The organism is Sphingomonas sp. UYAg733 (genome assembly GCF_054057355.1).
The window spans coordinates 401,131-422,289 of sequence record NZ_JBSRZE010000002.1 but is presented as its reverse complement, the minus strand read 5'-3'; the positions used below and the strand labels follow the sequence as shown (position 1 = coordinate 422,289).

Here is a 21,159-nt window from a genome sequence, read left to right as displayed (position 1 = left end):
ATCGATCACCCATGAATTGCCGCCGCGATGATGATCGAAATGGCGATGGCGATGCCCGCCGCCATATTGCCGAGCGCGACATTCTGATTCTTGCAGATCTCGCCCCACAGATCGACCGGGGTCAACCGATCCCACAGCCAGAAGCCGGCGACGAAGATGACCAGACCGATTCCGGCATAGAGCAGGGTGGCGAGAAGGATGGTGCTGGACAGCATGGGCTATTCCTTTGCGCTGGCGTGAGGGGGCGTGGGTCGGGTGGTCGTCATGAATGTCATTTGTGGGTCGGCCCGATGATCGCAGAGCGGCCCATGCCGCGCGCGCCGCCATCGGCGAAGGGCGAGAAGCCGTCGCGCGCCGCCATCACGAACAGCGCGACGATGCCAAGGCTGAACAAAGCGTAGACGATCGACATCCGGCTCATTCATCGTCCTCCGATACGGCGATCGGCGCCAGCCGCCGGCGCTCGAAATTCCAGTGCTTGAACGCCGCGATGACGGGCCAGATCAGCAGCAGAATCAACGCCAGCGCGACATTGCCCCCGAACACACCGCCGCGCTCGACCGTGATGCGCACCGGGATACTTTCCGACTGTGCAAAGATCGGTGTCGCGCCATAGACACTGTTCGCCTGCCAGCGATGTCCCGTCGCCTCGACCACCAGGTCGTAAGAACCACGCGGGATGCTCGACAGCCGCGTGCCGGGCCGGCTGTCGCCTTCGCTCCACGGCCCATCGCTGTCGCTGCCGTGATAGCTCTCCGCCGTCGCATAGACATCGAAGCTCTGCTGCGTGCGCCGGTCGACCAGCGAATAGTCCAGCTCGATCCAGCTATTGTCGAGCTGCGGCACCTCGGCATTGATGCCGACCGCGCTACTCTTCGCGGGCAGTTCGACTGGGCCGATCACCTTGGTTGTGGCCGCGCCATCAAGCTGTACAGCGATCTCCGCGCTGGCTACCTGGCTGCTCCCGCTCGCGCCGATCGCGATAACGAACAAGGTGACGATTGCGACCAGACCGATGATCAGCGCCTCGATCATCTGGCTGCGATACGGCGAGGGTTCGTGCGGTGCGGGCGTACCGCCATTGTCGGCCGGGCGGCGGGGCAGGCCGAACGCCGCTTCCGCGACGCCACGGTCGAGCAGGTCCGAGCGGGTCCAGGTTCGCTCGCCTTCGTTCTCCTCGCATGACAGCATCGTGCCGGGGCAGACGAAATCGGTCACCAGCACATGTTCGTCGACCGCGACGCGCCAATAGAATTCTCCGACCACGAACCGGACCCAGGTGCCGTAGGTCGAACCGAAGCGGCTATAGGGCTGCTCATCAACGGTGATCGCACCGCCGACATGGCTGGGCAGCTTGTCCATCAGCACGCCCAGGCTGAAGCGCCGCCCATCGTCGATCAGGAAGGCATAGCCACGATAAGGATTGAACAGCAGATATTCCGCCCAGCCGGTTTCGCCGTCCGAGCGTTCGAGATAACCGATTATTTCCCAGGTCGTCCCGCGCAAATCGCCACGCGTCCCGAGCGGGATTTCGGGTCGCTTCATCGCTGCGGTTGCGCGCTCGATAATGCGCAATGCCGGGTCGGTCGCGTCGAGCGTCGTGCCGCAATGTTCGCAGACCAGCGACACGGTGATGCCCGCCGCGCGCAATGCGACGGTGCCGCCACAGTTGGTGCAGGACAAAGCGCGGACGGTCTTGGGTACGACCTCGGGAGATTTAGCCCAGGGAGATTGGGGGGGAGCGCCGCTCATGCGGCGTAGTGGGGCATTGGCCAGCCATCGAACGCGCGCAGATTTGTAGCGCGCAAGTCATCGAGCGTAACGTAGCGCCCGGCATAGACGCTCACCTCGTCACCTTCCCTCTGGATGCTTGCACAGTGTCCGTCGCGAGCCATCAGATCGACGCTGGTGATCTTCAGTCCGGTTGGTGCGCTGAACGGCAATTCGCCCTCGCTGGCGACGCACGTCACCTCCTTGATATCGCTCACGCGATACTCGATCCCGTCGATTGTGGCGTCGGTGCCCAGCTCGATCGGCTGGTCGTCGTGCAACCGCTTGACCGCATCGGTCCGGCCGGCGCCGTGCTCGACCGCGCGCAGCAGCATGTATCGACCCATCGCCTCGCCCAGCCAGGCCGAGGAGCCGTCGTCGAACAAAGCAAGCCACTCGTTCCAGCCGCCATCGCTCCAGCGCCAGCGGACGCGGCCGATCAACTCGAAGCTCATGCCACCATCGCTGCCGCGCGTCCCGATCTGCAACGGACTGACATCCTCCGGCACTTCGGCGACCTGCCCGATCACTTCGAGCAGGTCGCCGTTGCGCATCACCAGGCTGCGGCAATAGTCGCACACCTTGGCGGGCAGGTCGGCGGACCGGAAACGGATCGCCGCGCCGCAATTGGGACAGGTCGCGTCGAGCACGCTCAGCCGATCTTGGCCAGCAATGCCGCCTTCTTGCCGTCGAACTCCTCTTGCGTGATCGCTCCCGCGACGAGCAGGCCGTGGAGCTTCTGAATCATCGCGTACGGATCCTCGCCCGCGCCGCCCGAGCCCCCGGCACCTTGGCCCAACCCGCCCGCCATGCTCTGGCCGATCGCCAGGCCGGCCGCGGCGCCCGCGCCGATCCCGGCCACGCCGCCCGATTGCGCGGCGGCGGTGCCGATCGCATCGGCGGTCTGGAACTTCACATAGCGGTCGAGGTCGCCGACCACCCGCATCGAGCTCGCCTTGTCGAGATATTCCTGCACATTGTCGGGCAGCGACAGGCTCTCGACGAAAAAGGTGCAGCAGGTCAGGCCCCAGGCCTCGAACGCGGGCGCGACGGCGGCTTTGAGCCGTTCCGACAGCGCCGCCTGATCAGCCGCGAGGTCGACGAACGCGGTGCTCCCGCCGCCCAGGCCCGACGCGAGTGCGGTGGAGATCGCGCCACGTAACTGCGGCTCGACATCGGCGACGGTCAGCTTTTCGAGGGTGCCCATCAGCTTGGCCGCAAACACCGCGATATTGTCGAGCCGGAATGAATAGCTGCCGAACGCGCGGATACGCAGCGGTCCGAATTCCGCGTCGCGCACCGTGATCGGTTGCGGGGTGCCCCATTTCAGGCCGGCCTGTTCCTTTGTGGTGAAGAAATACAGGTCCGACTTGAACGGCGAGGCGAACCCCTTGTCCCAGTTGAGCAGCGCGGTGAGGATCGGCAGGTTCGACGTGTCGAGCGTGTGCAGCCCGGGTTCGAACACATCGGCGATCTTGCCTTCATTATAGAAGAACGCCTTTTGTCCCTCCCGTACCGTCAGCTGCGCACCGTTCTGAATCTCCTTATCCTGCATCGGATAACGGATCGCCAGATCGCTCGATTGCTCGGTCCAGTCGATGACGTCGACGAACTGTTTCGACAGAAAATCAAGAATGCCCATGGTGGTCCTCCTGTCAGTCATTCTAGAATGTTTCCGGGGCGGGAGAAGCGTAAAGCGACAGACGCGTCGTCCGGCATGTCGCTTTTTGCGCATGGGCGTAGCGTGATGGTCCGGGCGATGGGTCACCATCCGCCCGTTCTCACCCGGCGCCCGGCATCGGTTTTATTGCGGTGACAAGCGCAAGCGTGAGCGCCGTCAGGCTGAATCCCAGGCCCGCCCAGCCGAGCGCGGCGAACCCGCCACTTGCAAGCGCCCAGCCACCGGCCGCCGAACCGGTCGCGATGCCCAGGTTCGCGGCCGAGATGTTGAGCGCGGCGGCGAGGCGCGGTGCGCGGGGTGCGGCCCGGCTCACGCGGATCTGACAGATGACGAACGCGGCGGCATGGGCGGCGCCCCAGATGGCAAGGAGCAGGGGCAGCGCGACGGGTGATAGCGGCATCCCGTGCAGGGCAAGGGCCGGCACCGCGATCATCACCGCGACACCGATCGCCGCGGCCCTGACAGACCGGCCGGCGGCGTATCCGGCAAGCGCGTTCCCAGCCATACCGGCCAGGCCGAACCCCAGTAACGAGATGGCCATCGCATTACCGCCCGATCCCGAGCGCAGCAGGATCGTGCCGAGAAAGGCGTAGGTGCAGAACATCGCGGCGAACTGCACGAACGACAGAGCGAGATGCAGCAAGACGCCCGGTCGAAGCATCGTCATGATCTCACCGGTCGGGCTGTCCCGCACCGCGATCCGCAGACGAGGCAACCGGGTGATCGCCAGTGCGACCGCCGCCGCCAGTGCGCCGAGCAGGACCATAGGGGTGGCCCAGCCGAAACGATCGGCGATCGCCGCGCCGGCGGGTACACCGAACAGCCCGCCACGCGTCACGCCGAGATAGATCCGTGCGACCGCACTCGTGTCGCTGTCCGTCACGCGTGCGAGCGTGTCGGACGCGACCACGATGAACAGCGGCAAGGTCGCGCCCTGCAAGAAACGCAGCGCATAGAGGTATGCGGGATCGCGCAGCAGCGGCACGGACAGATTTGCGGCAAAGGGCAGCAGCGCAAGGATCATCGCCCGATCACTGCCGACGCCACGCATGACGATCGCCGCGACCGAGCCCATCACCGTCGAACCAAGCGCGAAGCAGGTGACGAACCAGCCCGTCTGTTGCGGCGTCAGCGCCATGTCCTGCGCCATCGCCGGGCCTAAGCCGATCACGATGAACTCCACCGCGACGACCACCGCCGCGCCGGTCGTGAGCACCCAGCTCTCCCGTGCGGTCGAGGCGCGCGCGGGCGCCCCGACTGCGGCGGTCACAGATTGGCGCCGTTATCGACAGTCCATGCACCGCCGGTCACCGATCGCGCAGCGGGGGAGGCGAGATAGGCGACGATATCGGCGATCTCGCCTGGATCGGCAAAGCCCGAGGCATTGGCCATCAACGCCTTTTGATCAGCGGCGTGCGGGCCGTCAGCCGGGTTCATGTCGGTGTCGGTCGATCCGGGATGGACGATGTTGACGGTGATCCGCCGTGGTCCGAGTTCGCGTGCGAGTGCCTGGGTCAGACCGGCCAGCGCTGCCTTGCTCGTGGTATAGAGGCTGAGCCCCGCATGCGGCACGCGGACCGCCAAGTTGCTGCCGATCGAGACGATGCGGCCGCCATCGGGCATGACGCGGAGCGCCGCCCGGATCGCGACGAACGCCGCGCGCACATTGATCGACATGGTGCGGTCATAGTCCGCCACGGTGAAGCTCTCGATCGGCCCGGCTTCGAAGATGCCGGCATTGTTGACCAATATATCGAGGCCGCCGAGCGCCGCGGCCGCCTGGGCTATGGCGGCCTCGACCGCCGCCGCATCCTGATTGTCCGCGCGGATCGCGATGCCCTTGCCGCCGGCTCGTTCGATCGAGGCGATAACGGCCTTGGCGTGATCGGCGCCGGCGACATAGGTGATCGCCACGGCGGCGTCCTCGCTCGCAAGACGCTTGGCGATCGCCGCCCCGATACCGCGGCTGCCGCCGGTGATGAGGGCGTTCTTTCCGGTGAGGCTGGACCCGGTGAGGTTAGACATGGGCAATCCTTTCTGTGCTGATCGTTACAATATTTGAAAGCCGCCCATGATCCGGCTTGCCGAGTCCGGTCAAGTGATTTATGTGTCGATCGACAAAGAATTGGATCAAGCGATGGAAAAGCGCGGCCGGCCCCGCAGTTTCGACCGCCAGGAGGCGCTGCGCCGGGCGATGGAATTGTTCTGGGAGAAGGGTTTCGAGGGCGCCTCGATGACCGACCTGACCGAGGCGATGGGGATCGCCTCGCCCAGCCTTTATGCCGCGTTCGGCAGCAAGGATGCGCTGTTTCGCGAAGCGGTCGCGCTGTATCAGGCGAGCGTCGGCAACGACATCTGGGAAGCACTCGAGCGCGAGCCGGGCATTGCTGCTGCGATCGCCGCGTTCCTGACCAATACCGCCATCGCTTATGGTCCGGGCGATCGCCCGCGCGGCTGCCTGATCGTACTCGGCGCGCGGGGTGGGGAAGAGGGCCATGCGGCGGGCGAAGACCTGCGGCGGCGCCGCGCGGGCAATCTTGATCAGCTGCGCCTGCGTTTCGAGCGCGCGGTTGCCGACGGCGAGCTGGCGGCGGCATTCGATTGCCATGCGGCGGCCGCCTTTTACGCGACCCTGCAGCACGGCATGTCGATCATGGCGCGCGATGGCGCCGACGCCGCGACCTTGCACGCAGTCGCGGACGGCGGATTGCGTGCCTTGTCGGGGCCAGCTTTTGCGGTATCCGATTAGCTCCGCATCGGATGTAAAATCTTAACCGATGCCGACCTATGCCGATCCTCCACGTTCGAAAGGGCGATCATCGTGGCGCGCAATTCTATATCGGAACGCCGGACCGGCGATCGTCGTGTCCGGCAAGTCTATCACGATCTCGACCGGCGCAAAGGCTCGGATCGCCGCGTCGTGGAACGGGAGATCGTCACGCGCGACAGCAGCGATGGGCTGGGGTGGTTCGCCTGGCTCCTCATCGGCCTGGTCGTGTTGTTTCTGGTCGATGCATTCGTGTGGGAAGGTTATTACCGCCACGCCTTCTGGGTTGCGCTCAACGCCGATGCGGACTCGATGCGCAGTTGGAGCGACAGCTTCTGGCGTTAATCCTGATCGGGCCGGACCGTCCGGCGGCTCAGGTCGGCCAGCGGGGGCCATCGATATGCCGCAGCACCCACTTGCGCGCATGGGCGGCTTTCCCGCGGCGATAGACTTCGTAATCGACGCCGGCATCAGCTTCGCTTCGATCTTCGCGGCGGTGCGGATTCAGCTTTCGACCGCAGACGTGGACGCCGAGACTTTATGCATTGGCCAGCCGCGTCTAAGGTGCTGCTCATGCAGGTAATTCGGGCGATACGGATCGGAAGCGCGGCATTGGCGGCCCTGATTCTGTCGGCCTGTGGCGGCGGGAATTTCCGGCCGGTGAGCGACGTGCCGGTCCGGATCGGCCAGCCCTATCAGATCCGCGGCACGACCTATGTGCCGGCCGCCGACCCGGGTTATGACGTGCTCGGTTACGCCAGCTGGTACGGAAACGAGTCCGGCAACCGCACCGCCAATGGCGAGCGCTTTCGCCCCGACTGGATCACCGCCGCGCATACGACGCTGCCGCTACCAAGCTATGTCGAGGTGACCGCGCTCGACAGCGGGCGGCGGATCGTGGTGCGGGTCAACGATCGCGGGCCATTCGTAAAGGGCGCGCGCATCATCGACCTGTCACGCGGCGCGGCGGAATTGCTCGGCATGAAGACGCAAGGCCAGGCGCCGGTGCGTGTGCGCCGGATCGAACCGACCGAAAAGGACCGCGAACGCCTGCGCAGGGGCGAAGTCGCGCGGGAATTGTCGCCGGTGTCGGGACGGATGCTGCAGAACTTGCGCACCCAGTTGGTGCGGGCTGGCTTCTAGGGTGATAAAGAGCTGATCGGACTCATCCCCGCGAGGGGCGGATCAAACCCGCCCGATGGTGTTTCCAGCAACGCGGCACCCTGCAGGCGTGTCATGACAAGGGATGAGGCATGGCCGAAATGGACGACTGGCGAATTGACCATACAGGAATCGGCGTGGCCGACATCGCCCGCTCGGCGGCTTTCTACGACGCGGCGCTGGGCACGTTGGGGATGCGGCCGATCGTATGTATCACGACTGCCGGAGAGGTGACCGACCGGAATGACGCCGGGATCGGCGGGGTCGGTTATGGTGCAACCTATCCGATCTTCTGGATCGACGTATTTCACCCGCATGATGTCAGGCAGCACACGGCCTTTCGGGCACATAGCCAAGAAGAGGTGCGGGCATTTCACGCGGCCGCCCTCGACGCCGGCGGCCGCGACAATGGCCCGCCCGGGTTTCGCGCGGACTATCCTGCCAACTACTACGCAGCCTTTGTTCTCGATCCGGATGGCAATAACATCGAAGCGGTTTGCCGGGGAGTCTGATGCGATGATCCACGCGCCGGCCCTCGTCCCCGAACTGGATGTCGATAGCCTCGAAACGTCGCGGGCGTTCTACCAAGATGTGTTGGGCTTCGAGCTTCTCGCCGAGCGCCCCGATGAGGCGTTTGCCTATCTCGGTCGCGGGTCGGCTCACCTGATGCTGCAGCAGGCGGACGGGCCGGGGCGACGGTTCCGAACCGGGTCGATGGAAAGGCCCTTTGGGCGGGGCATCAATCTGCAGATCGAGGTCGAAGATGCCGATGCGCTATATGTGCAAGTGGTCGATGCGGGCCTGACGATCGTCCTCGCGCTGGAGGAAAGCTGGTACCGGCAGGGTTCGATCAGCAGAGGTCAGCGGCAGTTTATCGTCAGCGATCCCGACGGGTATCTGCTTCGGTTTTTCAGCACCCTGGGAACCCGCAGCGCTTAGCAGCAATCCTCGCCAGGGGTGGCGGCACGGGTCGTCGTGGAGCCAAGGCCTCGGCACAAATGACTCGCCATCAAGCCGCGGTGATGGCGTCGCCCAGGTTGAGCAATTCGCCGCGCGTCACGATCACCTTGTCGCCAAGCTTGACCACGCCGAACAGTTTCTTGGCGAAGGCGGTGGGCACCCCGACACAGCCATGCGTGACAAAGCCGTTGCCGACCTTGCTGCCATGGATCGAGATGCCGTCATTGGTCAGGCGCAGCATGTACGGCATCGGCGCGTCGTACAGGTTGGAGACGTGATCGGCGTCCTTCTGCGTGATCGGAAAGATGCCGAGCGGCGTCGGCTTTTCATCGGCGCCATAGATGATGACGGCGGTGCCGATCTCATAACCCGCGCGGAACACCGACAGGGTTTGCGCGGCAAGGTCGATGGTGACGACGATCGGCCCCGCTGGGGCGCCGGTTTCGTCCCAGTAGAAGTCGCCCTGTCGCATCGGGCCTTCGACCGCCAGGATGCGTTTCACGACGAAGCGGGTGTCGACGGGCGCGGGGGCTGGCGCGGCGATCTTTGCGACGGGCTTCGGCGTGGCGTGTTGCCTGGGGGTGACCTCCGGCGCGGCGGTCGTGGCCGGTGACGGCGCGGCGATCAGGCCGATCGCGCCGACGAACAGCGCAGCGCCGAAGAGCAACGGCGTGATCATCTGAACGCCGAGCGTCTTGCGGCCTGCCGCGAGGGGGATTCGCCAACTCATGCGAGGCTATGTCCGGCAAAGCGGCGCCGGTCGCCAGCCCCTGTTTTGGAGCGTGCCGGAGCGGGACGCATTAAAGGTTGGTTTACCTTGATTGGCCGGGCGCTGGTAAAGAAACAGGCATTGCCGGTCGCCCTTTCAGGTCGGGCCGGGTGTCCGGATAATCGTCATGTCAAAGAGCGGGGCGGCGCGTGATGACGTGCCGATGGTGGAAGGCTTAACGGGTGGCCAGGTGGGATTGAATCGGCCGCGTCGGTCCGTTCCGACACTGCCGCGGATGCCTGCCGTGCCGCAGTTCAAATTCCCGCAGCTGCGGGAGCTTCTGCAGCAAAGTCTTTTTTTGGGGGTTCTGCGGGAAGCTACGGGAAAAACTGCGGGAAAATCGACGTGGCGTAACGGGAAAAATGCCCGCACGTACGGGAAAATCGGGACGTGGCTTGATTTGGTCATGGTTGCCGGATTTCGGACTGGCTCGTTTCAAATGGGACATTCGGTTTCCGGTTTGCCCGATTCAAACGCCCTGTCGGACGGGCTTCACACGTGGCGCGCGAAAACCTGCGCCGGAGAACAGCCATGGCGATGCCAGGGAGCGATGTGAATCAAGCCGAACGTCGCGCAGCATCGGCCGGAGGCGCCGGCGTCACAGCTGCAAACCGAAGCGCGGCGCGATCCAGGTCATTGCGATATAAAGCGCGATCGTCAGGGCGCAGCCCGCAACCAGCGCAAACCAGAACCCGACACCGTGCCGCAACAGGGCCGGGATCAACAGGAACATCGGCAGCGATGGTAGCACATACCAGAAAGTCGCCCCGGCATGGATCGCCATGTTCTCGGCGTCGGGCTTGTCGTTCCACAGCCAGATCATGCCGAGGACCGACACAAGCGGCAACGACGCGATGAGCGCGCCGAAGCCGGGATATCGCTTGGCCAGCGTCGATGCGATCGCGATCAGCACGCCGGAGATCATGGCTTTCAGGGCAAGGTAGAGCATCGCAGCGCCATAGGCCTGGTTGGGGCTTGCAGGAAGGGCCAAGCGGGTCCGGGAGATCAGGCATGACGATGCCGAAAGACCATGTGAATCGAGCGGCTGAAACGACGCCCGAAGACATCGAGCGCGCGGCACGGCTATGGCCGCCCTCCACCCAGGACCGAAAATAATGGATCATGAGCCCGGCGCACCGCTACTGACCATCGAGGATCTGCGCCATATCGCGCGCTGGGCCGCCGACTGTGCAGAGCGGGCATTGCCCATATTCGAGGCAAAGGCGCCGGACGATACCCGTCCGCGCGATGCGATCGCGGAGAGCCGTGTCTTTGCCGATCGCGGAATACGGACCGCAACGCTGCGTAAAATTGCCTGGGCGGCCCACGCCGCCGCACGCGAGGTCGGCGACCCCGCCGCCGCCGCGGCCGCGCGCGCGGCTTCTGCCGCTGCAGCCTCCGCCTACACCCATTCGATCGCGACCCCGCATCAGGTGAACCACATCCTCGGCCCGGCGGCTTATGCCGCGCACGCAACCATCCTTGCGGCGGCGGGTGACGATGGCGTCGGTGAAGCGGAAATCCGCTGGGCGATCGAACGGGCGTCGCCTGCGGTTCGGCAAGCCCTGCGACGAATGCCCGCACGCGCGCCGAGCAAGGGGCGATCGGGCGCGCTATTCTATCGGCTTGATACGGGGTTGCGCCGCATGATTGAACTCCGGCTGCTCTAAAATAGGTCGAGAGCGGTCCTGGTTCTCAACCCGAGCCGGCGGTCAATTTTGCGCTCGATGTCCGCTGTTCGGCGACTTCAGTTACGTTGAAAGCCCGCTGATTGTTGCTGCGATCCGACCGTAAAAACCACGCGCACTATTCTCTCAACCTCACCGAATTCTTCCCATGCGAGCATGGTTGGCTTCCAAGGTAATATGTAATTGGCAAGGTCCAGACGTTGTTATTGCTATTGTCCCATATCTCCATCCGATCAATCGCCGCGGTGGCAGACTGACGTGTCCGAGGCTTGGGCACCGGCAAAACCCGTGAGCTCATAAAGTATAGCAGACAGTCTGGGCCGACTTGTGCCTCGCCATCATCGCCGCCCCAGTCGTCGCCGGTGTATCGAATCGGCCGTACTGGCGACCATCCGCCACCCTGTCTGGTAACAACAAAAAGATGCTCTTTTCCGTCTTTCAGTTCGGATCGTGTGGCGCTGCTGAAAATCAGAAACGACTGATCAGGTGAGATATATGGATCGACATCGGCGTCCCCGATACCACTAAAGGGCAGTGGTTCGGCCTTGGCAAAGCCCGCATCATGATGTCGGGCGACAAACAGGCGCCATTGGGGAGAGCCACCCGATCCTGAGTCCGCCATAAAATATAGGTCGCCATTGGCCGCTATGGAGGGCTTGAAGACGCGTCTTGAGATGTTGACCGCGGGCGGAAGTTCGACTGGCGCGCTCCAGCCGCCAGGAATTCTGTCAACGCGATACAAGTGGCTGACAGAACCGGAACCGCCATTGGGCGCGGCACGCGTCGAAACATAGACGAGATAGGTGCCATCCGGAGCGAAAGCCGGTTGCTGATCACTTGCCGTGCCCGAAAACGACGCCAGAACCGGCTTTGACCAGGTATTCGCGACCCGATGGGATTCCAGAATGCCGGTCCATCTGGAGTTGGTTCGTTCAAAAAACAAATTTCTTCCATCTGAAGAAATAGTTGGCGAGCCGTCGTTAGCCCCGCCGGACATCACTCCTGGTGCAAACAGGCGTGGCGCTGGCTCGCTCTCCATGGTGTCATGTCTGGCATCATTGTCGGTTGCCGATGATCCTTTGTGACCGATCCCTGACGGCAAAGCTGCCATGGGCAACAAGCAAGCGCACGACAGTAATAACAGAATGTGGAGAGAGCGACGCATGAGCTACTTCCCGATGCATATGATTTAATGCCGGATCCTTGTCGGGCGCGTTGCACTTGTGTGGTCAAATTCGACGAGGGACACCGGGTAAGCGACGAACGGCTTGAGACCATTTCTGAAGTCTGTGAATTAAATGCAATTGGGCGGCCGCCGGTTGGTCCGGTCGCGCCAGGCCGTAATCGGTAGCGATATCGCAAACTCACAAGGAAATCCGGTTGGAGTGACCATCCGATAACTGGCACCGTGCCCCAAACGCCAAGAAATTGGACTGGCGCCGTCATTCGTAACCCCGATCGGCCTGTTGATCCTCACGCGACGTGAGGGACTATATCCTGATCCCGCGGAGACAAAGGATCGGAAATGAAGAGCTATACCGTCAGCAGACTGGCGCGACTTTCGGGCGTATCTCGCCGCCATCGCCACCGAAACCGGGTGTGTTGCACTTCAAAATTGACACCGCCTTCCCCGTTATCCAGGCGGAAGAAAACTCGCCCGAGACATGCCGGTCTATCGCTTTCGCCGCAAACTGGATGATCCTCTCTCTCGCGGGCTCCGGTTCAGGCCGATCGACATTTCGCTTCCCGCGCCCGCACGCTTCAAAGATTTTATGCTCGCATTCAAAGCCCGAGACTCGTCTGCCCAAGTGCCAGCGGGGGCTAACGCCTCTAATTTGAACTCGTTCGCCGTGAGGGCCGCTATCAGACCGGGGTAACGCCGCGCGTAAAAATCCCACGTCGTTAGAGCCTTCACCCTTACTGTCGGCTCGGGATTTGTGCGCATCAAGTTGTGAAGATCGGCGAGATAGCGCACGCCCTCGGGTAAATTTGGGGACATGTCCGCAACGATCGAGTCATCGACTGGATATTGATCACCAGAATATTGGTGAAGACTTTCTAATGGGCGGCTCAAATAGACGAACGAATGCTCATTGGTGAAACGCTCGTGCCTGAAAAACCTAAAATAAGGCAGGCAGGAATCATGGACGACCATGCCGGTCATTGGGAGTCGCTTTTCTGAAAGATGGGCATCAATCAATGCGTTTCCGTAAAAGCACTCGACATGGTTTAGGTTATAGTGCTGAAATTCGCCAGCAATGAGAATTGCTCTGAACCAAATATCTTGCCCCACAAGCATGCTATAAAGATGTTCGGCAGCCTCCGTCATATACCAAACGTAATCCTTGCGCTCCTCGTCGGACGTTGCTTCATGCGGATTGTAAATCAGGATTGTGTCAGAAAAGACGATGGTTTTGAAAGCGGCATCCTTGTGCGCGTTGAGTTTATCCAAAATGGCATAGGTCCGCGCGACCTTCCGTCCGTCTTTGCGGGTCATCTCGGAGAATCCGAGAATGTCGAGGTAAAGTAGGAAACGACCCGGCGTGGCTTCGCTCATCAACTAATTTCCTCTCGCGGCTGCTACCTGCCGATAGTCCGAAATTTCGCCCCGCTCGCTGGCATCTCGAAAACGCCGTTCGCCGTGGTGTTCATGTGCGAGATCATTTGTGGCCAGATCGTCAACACGCGGGCAGCCTGCCGATGCAGCGGCCACTTCTGCATCGCCGGGCTGAAAAAGAACCCGACCAACCCTGCTGACACGAATAGGTCGCGCGATGGTTTCTTCTTCGCAATGTTCATATCAGCAGAAAGCACTGCCCAACCACCGTCTCGACCGAAACGTGGTATCCAGTCCTCGTCTTTGAGATCGGATCGTCCAAACTTTTCGCGTAGAGCGATTATGGTGTGGTCGGGTTTGAATATCTCGTTCAAGGCCGTCGCCAGCCGGGGTGGCAGATTGTGATCTACCAGCACCTTCACGCGGCGATCTTGTCGATCCTGCGCTGCTCGAAAGTCAAAGCGTCTCGCACCGCCGCAGGCTTAATCTCGAATAGTTGCGCGACGCGTTCGACCGAGCCTTCTGCCTCCACTGCTTGCGCGATCCGAGCGGTCGGAACACCGCCGTCCGCGATTATAGGCTGGCCGAACGAGCGGGCAGGATCGAGCACGATCGTCTTCTTTCGCGGCAACAACCACCAGCGAGAGGCTGCCTCCGCATCAAAATCAAGATCGACGAATGATGGCTCAACGATCTGACGGAATGCGTGCTGGCGGAGTTTGAGGTCTAGCAGAAACCCTTCGCCGAGATCGTCCATTTGCTGGAGGAATATCCGCTTGCCGTCCGTTTTGAACCGCCGCGTCGAAAAGGGATGATCGTCCTCTACCAGTTCGCTCGCGCGGCGAAGGCACTCGCGTATCGTCGGAAGGCCGATCTGAAGCGAGCGCAGCCCGCGCACGATCCTCGCCTCGATTAAATCGCGGAAGCCAAGGAGAGGCTCGTCTTGATCGACGCCATATTGCGGTTTCCACAGCGGAAGTTGCTCTGTGTGCGGCCCGTGGTGATCGTAGCTATAACCGAATAGCCAACGGCGGATCGTAACCGGCGAAACGCCGAGCAGACGGCCGGCCTCTGCCAATGAATACGCTCCGATGCCATAGGTCGCGGTGGACATATTCAATCCCTATCACGAGCGAATCGCGGTTGTCGCGCGTTCATTGCGGGCCGTCATTGAGCAGCACAGATCGCGGCGAATTGTGGGAACGATGCACCCGTTGCACAAAGATTGCGGTTTCTGCCGTTATTTCGGCAGTTGATGGCGGAGCGAGAGGGATTCGAACCCGAATAATGCTCAAATTCCAAAAAACTCCCGCATAAGGTCGTGCAGATACGTCCTCACCCCACCGTAACAAAACTATCCATTACCCGCTTCCGCCCGGCCGCCTCGAAATCGATTTCCAACTTGTTCCCCTCGATCTCCGCGATCTCACCGTAACCGAACTTCTGGTGGAACACGCGCATCCCAACCGCGACGTCGCTGCGCCCCTTATTCCCGATGCTCACCGCGCTAGCCCGACTTTCCACCACCCGCGAAGGCTCACGCGTAAAGGTGCGGCTAGTGAAACTGCCGCCCGGGTTCACCCCCGCCGCACGCTGCCAGCCCGGCCCGCGCCCAGTCCCCCGCGCGACGTCCGCGAACGGGTCGGCACGCTCCGACCAGTTGGCGCGCCACAGGCTTTCGCCGCCGGACATGCTGCTCTCGCTGTCGATATGCGCTTGCGGAAGTTCGCCGACGAAGCGCGACGGGATGCTGCTGGTCCATTGGCCATAGATGCGGCGATTGGCGGCGTGGATGATGACCGCGCGGCGGCGTGCGCGCGTGATCGCGACATAGGCGAGGCGGCGTTCCTCCTCCAGGCTGGCCAGGCCGCCTTCGTCGAGCGAGCGTTGTGAGGGGAACAGCCCCTCCTCCCACCCGACCAGGAAGACGGTGTCATACTCAAGGCCCTTGGCGGCGTGGATCGTCATGATCGTCACCTTGGCCTCTTCCGCGCTCGCCTCATTGTCCATGACCAGGCTGACATGTTCGAGGAACGCGCCGAGATTCTCATATTCCTCCATCGCGCGGACGAGTTCGGTGAGGTTCTCCAGCCGGCCGGCGGCTTCGGCCGATTTCTCCGCCTGCCACATCGCCGTGTAGCCGCTTTCGTCGAGCACGTGCCGCGCCAGTTCGGGGTGCGGCATGTCGGCCGCCATACGGCGCCAGCGCGCCATGTCGCCGACCAGATTGCCCAGCGCGCGGCGCGCCTGCGGGGTCAGTTCGTCGGTGTCGAGGATGCGCGCGGCGGCGGTGGTCAGCGGGATGCCTTCCGCGCGGGCGAGCTGGTGCACTTTCTGCACCGCCTTGTCGCCAAGCCCGCGCTTGGGCACGTTGACGATGCGTTCGAAGGCAAGGTCGTCGGCCGGTTGCGCGACGATGCGCAGATAAGCGAGCGCATCGCGGATTTCGGCGCGTTCGTAGAAGCGGAAACCACCGACGATGCGGTACGGCATGCCGATCGAGATGAAGCGGTCCTCGAACTCGCGCGTCTGGTGCTGTGCGCGGACCAGGATGGCGATGTCGTCGATCGACTTGCCCCCCTCTCTAGCAAAATCACGCTGGCAGCTCTCGATTTCCTCACCGACGCGGCGTGCCTCTTCGGGGCCGTCCCACACGCCGATGACCTTGACCTTCTCGCCGACCTGCTCGTCGGTCCACAGCGTCTTGCCGAGGCGGCCGCTATTGTTGGCGATCACGCCCGATGCGGCGGCGAGGATGTGCGGAGTGGAGCGGTAATTCTGTTCGAGCCGGATCACGCGCGCGCCGGGGAAATCCTTTTCGAACTTCAGGATGTTTTCGACCTGCGCGCCGCGCCAGGAATATATCGATTGATCGTCATCGCCGACGCAGCAGATATTCTTGCGCTCCTGCGCGAGCAGGCGGAGCCAGAGATACTGGACGCTGTTGGTGTCCTGATATTCGTCGACCATGATATATTTGAAGCGCTCCTGATACAGCTTCAGCACGTCGCGGTCGCGTTTCAGGATGACCAGCATGTGGAGCAGCAGGTCGCCGAAATCGCATGCGTTGAGTGCCTGCAGCCGCGCCTGATAGGCGGCGTAGAGTTCCTTGCCGCGGCCATTGGCGTAAAGCTCGCTTTCGCCGGCATCGAGATCCTGCGGCGTCCATCCCTTGTTCTTCCATCCGTCGATCAGCCCGGCGAGGGCGCGCGCGGGCCAGCGTTTCTCGTCGAGATCGGCGGCGGTGATCAGCTGCTTGAGCAAGCGCAACTGGTCGTCGGTGTCGAGGATGGTGAAGTTGGATTGCAGCCCGACCAGTTCGGCATGGCGGCGCAGCATCTTCGAACAGATCGAATGGAAGGTGCCGAGCCAGGGCATGCCCTCCACCACATCGCCGACGATGCGGCCGACGCGGTGGCGCATCTCGCGCGCCGCCTTGTTGGTGAAGGTGACGCTGAGGATTTCGCTCGGCCAGGCCTTTTTGGTGAACAGCAGATGGGCGAGGCGCGCGGTGAGCGCGGCGGTCTTGCCGGTGCCGGCGCCGGCCAGCACGAGGACCGGGCCTTCGGTGGTCAGCACAGCCTCCCGCTGCGGGGCGTTGAGCCCGCGGATATAGGACGGGTCGTTGGGGCTGGGCGCGGGCAGAGTCATCGGTGAACAGGTAGGGAACGCGCTTGCCGAGAGCAAGCGGGAAGGGGTTGCATGCGCGTACACATTGTGGAACAAAACGGGAAAAGGAGAGACGATCATGCCGAGCGGAAAATGCCATTGCGGGGCGATCAGCTATGTCGCCAGCGGAGAGCCGGTCTATCACGCGCTATGCCATTGCGAGGATTGCCGCCGCTCGGCGGGCGCGCCGATGGTCGGGTGGATGGCGTACAAGGCCGAACAGGTGACGATCTCGGGTGATCCGGTGACGTATGAATCGTCGGAAAATGGCCGGCGGCAATTCTGCGGCACGTGTGGGACCGGGTTATTCTATACCAATGCGGTGGTCCTGCCGGGGATCATCGACCTGCAATCCTCGACGCTGGACGATGCGGGCGATCATGCGCCGGCGATCCATGTGCAGACGGCGGAGAAGCTCGGCTGGATCGACGGCATCGGTGACTTGCCCGCGTTCGAGCGCTATCCCGGGGCTTAGAGTCTGTTTGGAAATTCGCTCTTTCGCGAATTTCCAAACACACCGTTGAAAACGGGGAGAAACCATGGACACGATCGCGCGCTGGCATGACTATGTCGAGAGCAACGACCCGGCGGCGCTCGATGCGCTGATCGCGGAGGATGCGGTGTTCCTGTCGCCCGCGGTGAACCGCGCGCAGGCGGGCAAGGCGCTGGTGGTCAAATATCTCCGCGCGGCGATGGTCGTGCTCAACAATGACAGTTTCCGATATACCGGGCGCTGGGATGCGGAGCGATCTGCGGTGCTGGCCTTTGCACTCGATCTTGACGGGATCGCGGTCGAGGGCGTCGACATGATCGCGTGGAACGAGGCCGGGCTGATCACCGAATTCAAGGTGATGATCCGGCCGTTAAAGGCGCTCAACACGGTGATCCCGCTGATGGCGGCGGTGTTGATGAATGAGGCGGGATGACCGGCGGCTTCGGTCGTAACCGATAACGGGCCGTCATTTCCCGCTTAAACTATGTACCATTGATGGGGGATTGCGGCAAGCCCGGGGTCCTGGTCCATGAACGCTGCCCTCGATTCGCATCACCAAGAGGAGCGGTAAATCATGACAGCCACCGACCATGCCACCCTGCAACAATTCTATCACGGCACGCGGGCCGATCTGAAGGTCGGGGACCTGATCGCGGCGGGCTTCAATTCCAATTACGGCGCGCGGAAGCAGGCGTCCTGGATCTATCTCACCGGCACGATGGATGCGGCGATCTGGGGCGCCGAACTGGCCGCCGGCGCCGGGCGGGAGAGGATTTACATCGTCGCACCGACCGGTCCGATTTTCGACGACCCCAACCTGACCGACCAGAAACTCCCCGGCAATCCGACCCGGTCCTTCCGCTCCCGCGAACCGCTCAGGGTCACCGGAGAGGTTACGGAGTGGCAAGGGCACACTCCCGAACGGCTCAAGGAAATGAAGGATTTTCTCGAGCGCCTGGAAGCACAAGGCATCGAAGCGATCGACTGATCGAGACACAGGCCGGCGCGGGCCCGCTTTCCGGCTTATCGGAACCATCGCCGCCATAAAAATGGCCCGGCACGCTGTGCCGGGCCGAGGTGTCCAGGGAGCTAACCTGACGCGACCGATGTAATTCCTATCGATAGACCATGATATAAACTCTTGTTTCGCCAACCGCTAGTTTAGCTTCGGCGGGAATGGCTCAGTTCGCGTTGGCGACGGTGTCGTTAAGCACCACGGTGTCGGTCGCATTGTCGACGATCACATTGTCGTCGGTGTTGCCCGGTGCGGTCTCGTCGACCGTCAGGTTGCCGTCGAGGATCGCGTCCTCGGAATTCCCGCACGCGCCGCGCCGGAGATGTGACACAATAGGGTGTGACATATCTCTTCCGACCGGTGGTCGCTGCCGTCGGACGACTGGATTCAAACTCCGTTCAGGCTTTGCTATCGCTGCAAATGTTGAAATGGCCAGCTCTCGGTTTGTTTCGAACAGAGGCGCTCGCTCTCCCACTAACGCCATGCCAGCGCAGGCCGGCATCTCATGCGTTGGGCGCGCGGGAGGCGCAGGTTGGAGACGCCAGCCTTTGCTGGGGTGACGGGAAGGGGGTGCTGGTGTGACGCGGAAGAATGAGGGGGACTCGCCAGGCAATCTCGCGCGGTGCTTGGGGCTTGCAGGACAGGCTTCGACAAGCTCGGAGCGAGCGGTATGAGAGGGCATGGATATAGCCGCAGCACCCAACCCCAACCCCAACCCCAACCCGATGTCCGCGCACCGTCGCGTGCTGCTCGCCAGCCTGATCGGCACGTCGGTCGAATTCTACGATTTCTACATCTACGCGACCGCCGCGGCTTTGGTATTCGGGCCGTTGTTCTTCCCGTCGGAAAGCGCGTCGGCGCAGATCCTGTTATCCTATGCCAGTTTCGGCCTGGCATTCTTCGCGCGGCCGCTGGGCGCGGCGGTGTTCGGGCATTTCGGCGACCGGCTGGGACGCAAATCGACGCTCGTCGCCTCGCTGATGCTGATGGGCGGATCGACCGTGCTGATCGCCTTCCTGCCGGGCTATGCGCAGATCGGCTGGGTCGCGCCGCTGATCCTGTGTGTGCTGCGCTTCGGGCAGGGCCTCGGCCTGGGCGGCGAATGGGGTGGGGCGAGCCTGCTTGCCGTGGAGAACGCGCCGAAGGGTTGGGAGAATCGCTATGGCATGTTCCCGCCGCTTGGCGCGCCGATCGGCTTCATTGCCGCGAACGGGTTCTTCCTGATCCTCGGCGCGTTGCTCACCGATCAGCAGTTCCGCGACTGGGGCTGGCGGCTGCCATTCCTGGCGAGTGCTGTGCTGGTCGGGCTCGGGCTATGGGTGCGGCTCAAGCTGACTGAGACCCCGGCGTTCAAGGATGCCGTGGCGCAAGGCGAATTGGCCAAGGTGCCGATCGCCGAATTGTTCCGCACGCACCTGCGCCCGGCCATCGCCGGTACGGTCGGCGTGATCGCCTGTTTCGCGCTGTTCTATCTGACCACCGCCTTCGCGCTCAGTTATGGCACGACCACGCTCGGTCATGGGCGGCAAGCGTTTCTCGGGCTGGAGATTGGCGCGATCCTGTTTCTCGCGCTTGGCGTGATCGTGTCGTGCAACTGGGCCGACCGGAAGGGCGCGACGACGATGCTGCGGCTCGGTTTTGTCGGGTGCGTCATTTCCGGGCTGTTGATGGGGCCGATGCTTGGCGCGACATCGCTGTTCGTGGTGTTCGCCTGGCTCGCCTTTGCGCTGTTCGCGATGGGTTTCGCGTACGGCCCGCTCGGTGGCTGGCTGCCGTCGCTGTTCGATCCGGCCGTACGATATACCGGCGTGTCGGTGACCTTCAATCTCGGCGGCATCATCGGCGGCGCGCTGGCGCCGATCTTCGCGCAGATGCTGGCGGACAAGGGCGGGCTGAACCTGGTCGGGGCGTATCTGGTGGTGGCGGGGGTGTTGAGCCTGGGCGGGTTGATGTTGCTGAAGCGGCCTGCTTCATCATCCTGAGCTTCCTGGATTTCGACACACCCCTCCCGTTCGTTTCGAGCGAAGTCGAGAAACCTTGCGCAGCGCATGGGGCCTGTTTCTCGACTTCGCTCGAAACGAACGGAGGAGGCTATGCCGCTCTTAAAATCGTCAGCTTGGCCTTGCCGTGGATCCGCTCGACATCGATCGCGAATCCATCGACCACGATCGTCTCGTCACGCGCGGTTTCGATGCTGATCCAGGTCGCCGGGCCGGTCCAGCCGAGCCGCGACAATTTGTCGAGCGCGACCGCGCCCGCGCCGGTGCCGTAAGGCGGGTCCATCAGGATCAGGTCAAGCGGCGCGCTCACGCGGGCAAGCGCGAGGACGGATTGCGGCCGGACATCGGCCTTCGCCTCGAGTTTGGCCAGGTTCAGGCGCAACGCATCGAGCGCGGGTTTGTCCTGCTCGACGAACACGCAACTCCCCGCACCGCGCGACAACGCCTCCAGGCCAAGCGCGCCCGACCCGGCGAACAGGTCGGCGACGGCAAGATCCTGAAAGCTGCCGAGCCGGCTGGTCAGCATCGAGAACAGGGCTTCGCGCGTGCGGTCGGCGGTCGGGCGGGTCGCGTCACCCTTGGGCGCGATGATCTGGCGGCCGCGCCAGGTGCCGGCAATGATGCGCATC

The 21,159-nt window shown here is 62.9% G+C and carries 27 protein-coding genes; 11 read left to right on the top strand and 16 right to left on the bottom strand.

The genetic code is table 11. The annotated features are described in order from the left end of the window. Window positions 1-5: 5 nt before the first annotated feature. The 7 genes from ACVWZA_RS07115 to ACVWZA_RS07085 form a co-directional block, all read right to left on the bottom strand. Entirely contained in the window at window positions 6-215 is a 210-nt protein-coding gene (locus ACVWZA_RS07115) for a DUF350 domain-containing protein (protein ID WP_457310471.1), read from the bottom strand. 56 nt (window positions 216-271) lie between these two features. Next, window positions 272-421 (bottom strand): hypothetical protein, encoded by a 150-nt coding sequence (locus tag ACVWZA_RS07110; RefSeq protein WP_457310470.1) that lies wholly within the window; start codon window positions 419-421, stop codon window positions 272-274. Next, the gene (locus ACVWZA_RS07105; RefSeq protein WP_457310469.1) at window positions 418-1,752 is read right to left on the bottom strand and encodes a DUF4178 domain-containing protein; all 1,335 of its coding nucleotides are present in this window, start codon (window positions 1,750-1,752) and stop codon (window positions 418-420) included. The genes ACVWZA_RS07110 and ACVWZA_RS07105 overlap by 4 nt, the downstream gene beginning before the upstream one ends. Beyond that, window positions 1,749-2,420, bottom strand: a complete 672-nt coding sequence (locus ACVWZA_RS07100; protein WP_457310468.1) for a DUF4178 domain-containing protein — start codon at window positions 2,418-2,420, stop codon at window positions 1,749-1,751. The genes ACVWZA_RS07105 and ACVWZA_RS07100 overlap by 4 nt, the downstream gene beginning before the upstream one ends. Before the next feature lie 2 nt (window positions 2,421-2,422). Further along, on the bottom strand, window positions 2,423-3,412 hold the full coding sequence (locus tag ACVWZA_RS07095; RefSeq protein WP_457310467.1) for an SPFH domain-containing protein: 990 nt from the start codon (window positions 3,410-3,412) through the stop codon (window positions 2,423-2,425). A 139-nt stretch (window positions 3,413-3,551) separates the two neighbouring features. Then, window positions 3,552-4,721 (bottom strand): MFS transporter, encoded by a 1,170-nt coding sequence (locus ACVWZA_RS07090; RefSeq protein WP_457310466.1) that lies wholly within the window; start codon window positions 4,719-4,721, stop codon window positions 3,552-3,554. Continuing rightward, window positions 4,718-5,476: an SDR family NAD(P)-dependent oxidoreductase gene (locus tag ACVWZA_RS07085; RefSeq protein WP_457310465.1), complete on the bottom strand. Its 759-nt coding sequence runs from the start codon at window positions 5,474-5,476 to the stop codon at window positions 4,718-4,720. Before ACVWZA_RS07085 ends, ACVWZA_RS07090 begins: the two co-directional genes overlap by 4 nt. A gap of 112 nt (window positions 5,477-5,588) precedes the next feature. On the opposite strand from ACVWZA_RS07085, the gene ACVWZA_RS07080 reads away from it, so the two are divergent. From ACVWZA_RS07080 to ACVWZA_RS07060, 5 genes are all read left to right on the top strand, one after another. After that, on the top strand, window positions 5,589-6,200 hold the full coding sequence (locus ACVWZA_RS07080) for a TetR/AcrR family transcriptional regulator (protein ID WP_457310464.1): 612 nt from the start codon (window positions 5,589-5,591) through the stop codon (window positions 6,198-6,200). 72 nt (window positions 6,201-6,272) lie between these two features. Beyond that, entirely contained in the window at window positions 6,273-6,563 is a 291-nt protein-coding gene (locus tag ACVWZA_RS07075) for a hypothetical protein (protein ID WP_457310463.1), read from the top strand. A gap of 228 nt (window positions 6,564-6,791) precedes the next feature. Next, window positions 6,792-7,361 (top strand): septal ring lytic transglycosylase RlpA family protein, encoded by a 570-nt coding sequence (locus ACVWZA_RS07070; protein ID WP_457310462.1) that lies wholly within the window; start codon window positions 6,792-6,794, stop codon window positions 7,359-7,361. A gap of 110 nt (window positions 7,362-7,471) precedes the next feature. Further along, window positions 7,472-7,891 carry a VOC family protein gene (locus ACVWZA_RS07065; RefSeq protein WP_457310461.1) on the top strand — a complete coding sequence of 140 codons (420 nt, stop codon included), beginning with the start codon at window positions 7,472-7,474 and terminating at the stop codon, window positions 7,889-7,891. A gap of 4 nt (window positions 7,892-7,895) precedes the next feature. Continuing rightward, window positions 7,896-8,318, top strand: a complete 423-nt coding sequence (locus ACVWZA_RS07060) for a bleomycin resistance protein (RefSeq protein WP_457310460.1) — start codon at window positions 7,896-7,898, stop codon at window positions 8,316-8,318. 70 nt (window positions 8,319-8,388) lie between these two features. Here the strand turns inward: ACVWZA_RS07060 and ACVWZA_RS07055 are convergent, their stop codons facing one another. Then, a complete protein-coding gene (locus ACVWZA_RS07055; RefSeq protein ID WP_457310459.1) occupies window positions 8,389-9,069 on the bottom strand; it encodes a L,D-transpeptidase family protein in 681 nt (226 codons plus the stop codon). 166 nt (window positions 9,070-9,235) lie between these two features. Here ACVWZA_RS07055 and ACVWZA_RS07050 point away from each other — a divergent pair, with 166 nt between their 5' ends. After that, complete coding sequence (locus tag ACVWZA_RS07050; protein ID WP_457310458.1) at window positions 9,236-9,664, top strand: hypothetical protein; 429 nt, start codon at window positions 9,236-9,238, stop codon at window positions 9,662-9,664. Window positions 9,665-9,706: 42 nt separating this feature from the next. On the opposite strand, the gene ACVWZA_RS07045 is transcribed toward ACVWZA_RS07050, so the two are convergent. After that, window positions 9,707-10,057 (bottom strand): DUF3147 family protein, encoded by a 351-nt coding sequence (locus ACVWZA_RS07045; protein ID WP_457310457.1) that lies wholly within the window; start codon window positions 10,055-10,057, stop codon window positions 9,707-9,709. A gap of 166 nt (window positions 10,058-10,223) precedes the next feature. Here ACVWZA_RS07045 and ACVWZA_RS07040 point away from each other — a divergent pair, with 166 nt between their 5' ends. Continuing rightward, on the top strand, window positions 10,224-10,778 hold the full coding sequence (locus ACVWZA_RS07040) for a putative immunity protein (protein ID WP_457310456.1): 555 nt from the start codon (window positions 10,224-10,226) through the stop codon (window positions 10,776-10,778). A 136-nt stretch (window positions 10,779-10,914) separates the two neighbouring features. Here ACVWZA_RS07040 and ACVWZA_RS07035 read toward each other — a convergent pair whose 3' ends face one another. The 5 genes from ACVWZA_RS07035 to ACVWZA_RS07015 form a co-directional block, all read right to left on the bottom strand. Further along, the gene (locus tag ACVWZA_RS07035; protein WP_457310455.1) at window positions 10,915-11,961 is read right to left on the bottom strand and encodes a TolB family protein; all 1,047 of its coding nucleotides are present in this window, start codon (window positions 11,959-11,961) and stop codon (window positions 10,915-10,917) included. A 507-nt stretch (window positions 11,962-12,468) separates the two neighbouring features. Beyond that, window positions 12,469-13,353, bottom strand: a complete 885-nt coding sequence (locus tag ACVWZA_RS07030; RefSeq protein ID WP_457310454.1) for a hypothetical protein — start codon at window positions 13,351-13,353, stop codon at window positions 12,469-12,471. Between the two features lie 23 nt (window positions 13,354-13,376). Continuing rightward, window positions 13,377-13,775 (bottom strand): PIN-like domain-containing protein, encoded by a 399-nt coding sequence (locus tag ACVWZA_RS07025; protein ID WP_457310453.1) that lies wholly within the window; start codon window positions 13,773-13,775, stop codon window positions 13,377-13,379. Continuing rightward, window positions 13,772-14,467, bottom strand: a complete 696-nt coding sequence (locus tag ACVWZA_RS07020; protein WP_457310452.1) for a DUF433 domain-containing protein — start codon at window positions 14,465-14,467, stop codon at window positions 13,772-13,774. Before ACVWZA_RS07020 ends, ACVWZA_RS07025 begins: the two co-directional genes overlap by 4 nt. Window positions 14,468-14,688: 221 nt before the next feature. Beyond that, on the bottom strand, window positions 14,689-17,004 hold the full coding sequence (locus ACVWZA_RS07015; RefSeq protein ID WP_457310451.1) for an ATP-dependent helicase: 2,316 nt from the start codon (window positions 17,002-17,004) through the stop codon (window positions 14,689-14,691). A gap of 97 nt (window positions 17,005-17,101) precedes the next feature. On the opposite strand from ACVWZA_RS07015, the gene ACVWZA_RS07010 reads away from it, so the two are divergent. The 3 genes from ACVWZA_RS07010 (at window position 17,102) to arr (ending at window position 18,503) form a co-directional block, all read left to right on the top strand. Then, window positions 17,102-17,497 (top strand): GFA family protein, encoded by a 396-nt coding sequence (locus ACVWZA_RS07010; protein ID WP_457310450.1) that lies wholly within the window; start codon window positions 17,102-17,104, stop codon window positions 17,495-17,497. 64 nt (window positions 17,498-17,561) lie between these two features. Further along, entirely contained in the window at window positions 17,562-17,948 is a 387-nt protein-coding gene (locus ACVWZA_RS07005; protein ID WP_457310449.1) for a nuclear transport factor 2 family protein, read from the top strand. A gap of 141 nt (window positions 17,949-18,089) precedes the next feature. Then, window positions 18,090-18,503, top strand: a complete 414-nt coding sequence (gene arr, locus ACVWZA_RS07000; protein WP_457310448.1) for an NAD(+)--rifampin ADP-ribosyltransferase — start codon at window positions 18,090-18,092, stop codon at window positions 18,501-18,503. A gap of 193 nt (window positions 18,504-18,696) precedes the next feature. On the opposite strand, the gene ACVWZA_RS06995 is transcribed toward arr, so the two are convergent. Continuing rightward, window positions 18,697-18,876 (bottom strand): hypothetical protein, encoded by a 180-nt coding sequence (locus ACVWZA_RS06995; RefSeq protein ID WP_457310447.1) that lies wholly within the window; start codon window positions 18,874-18,876, stop codon window positions 18,697-18,699. Between the two features lie 334 nt (window positions 18,877-19,210). Between ACVWZA_RS06995 and ACVWZA_RS06990 the strand changes: the two genes are divergently transcribed. Beyond that, the gene (locus ACVWZA_RS06990) at window positions 19,211-20,512 is read left to right on the top strand and encodes an MFS transporter (protein WP_457310446.1); all 1,302 of its coding nucleotides are present in this window, start codon (window positions 19,211-19,213) and stop codon (window positions 20,510-20,512) included. Window positions 20,513-20,621: 109 nt separating this feature from the next. On the opposite strand, the gene rsmD is transcribed toward ACVWZA_RS06990, so the two are convergent. Further along, on the bottom strand, window positions 20,622-21,158 hold the full coding sequence (gene rsmD, locus ACVWZA_RS06985) for a 16S rRNA (guanine(966)-N(2))-methyltransferase RsmD (protein WP_457310445.1): 537 nt from the start codon (window positions 21,156-21,158) through the stop codon (window positions 20,622-20,624). Window position 21,159: the final 1 nt, after the last annotated feature.